This window comes from Rhodanobacter spathiphylli B39, from assembly GCF_000264295.1.
GTDB classification, from domain to species: Bacteria; Pseudomonadota; Gammaproteobacteria; order Xanthomonadales; family Rhodanobacteraceae; genus Rhodanobacter; species Rhodanobacter spathiphylli.
In genome coordinates this window covers 1-1,104 of record NZ_AJXT01000137.1, presented here as the reverse complement: position 1 = coordinate 1,104, position 1,104 = coordinate 1, and the positions used below count along the sequence as shown (strand labels likewise).

Genomic DNA, 1,104 nt, shown 5'->3' with positions numbered 1-1,104 from the left:
CCTACACACAATCTGTGTTTTCAGGTCGTAAGATAGAAAAATTACTTAATGATAGCATCCGGATGATGTGGCTATCACAAAATCAAAAGCCTTCTTATAAAACGATTAATCGATTTAGAGTCAATCCAAAAGTAGATGCTTTATTAGAATCTTTATTTATTCAATTTTATAGTCAGTGTGTAAAACAAAATCTTATAGATGATAAAGCTATTTTTATTGATGGTACAAAAATTGAAGCAAATGCCAATCGATATACATTTGTATGGAAAAAGAGTATTCAAAACCATGAGACAAAAATGAATGAAGATTCTAAAGCACTCTATCATGAATTGATAACAAATAAAATCATACCTGAGATTAAAAAAGATCACGATAATGACTTAACAAAGGAAGAAATAGATTTGATTGGTAGTCATTTGGATAAAGAAATCGAAGATTTAAATCAACATATCGATAATGAAAAATGTACTAAAATAAGAAAACAAATACGGCTCAAAAGAACTAAAATTAAACAATACAAAAAGCAAATTAATGATTACTCTGGGCGAAAGCATAAATACGACGTCCAAAAATCTATTTTAAAGGATAGAAATAGTTATTCTAAAACAGATCATGATGCCACATTTATGAGAATGAAAGAAGATCATATGAAAAATGGACAACTCAAGCCAGGTTATAATTTACAAATAGCGACAAATTCTCAATTCGTTTTATCTTATAATGTGTATCAAAATCCGACTGATACAAGAACGATGATACCATTTTTAAATTTAATTCAAGAGACCTACGGTCATTTACCTGAATATATTGTAGCTGATGCAGGTTATGGTAGCGAACCCAATTATATGGCAATTATAGATGATTTTAATCGAATACCACTTATAACCTACGGTATGTTTATAAAAGATAAAACTAAAAAATATAAAAGCGACATCTTTAACACTCAAAATTGGGATTATGACGAAATTAACGATGAATATATTTGTCCAAACAATAAGCGATTGGGTTTTAAAAGATATGCCTATCGCCATGATAAATATGGGTTTAAGAGAGACTTCAAATTATATGAATGTGATGATTGTTCAGAATGTCCTCTGAGACACC

At 29.3% G+C, this 1,104-nt stretch carries 1 protein-coding gene; it reads left to right on the top strand.

What is annotated here, in order from left to right; all coding sequences use genetic code 11:
• On the top strand, nt 1-1,104 hold a 1,104-nt coding region (locus UU7_RS17915), incomplete at both ends, for an IS1182 family transposase (protein ID WP_157582439.1).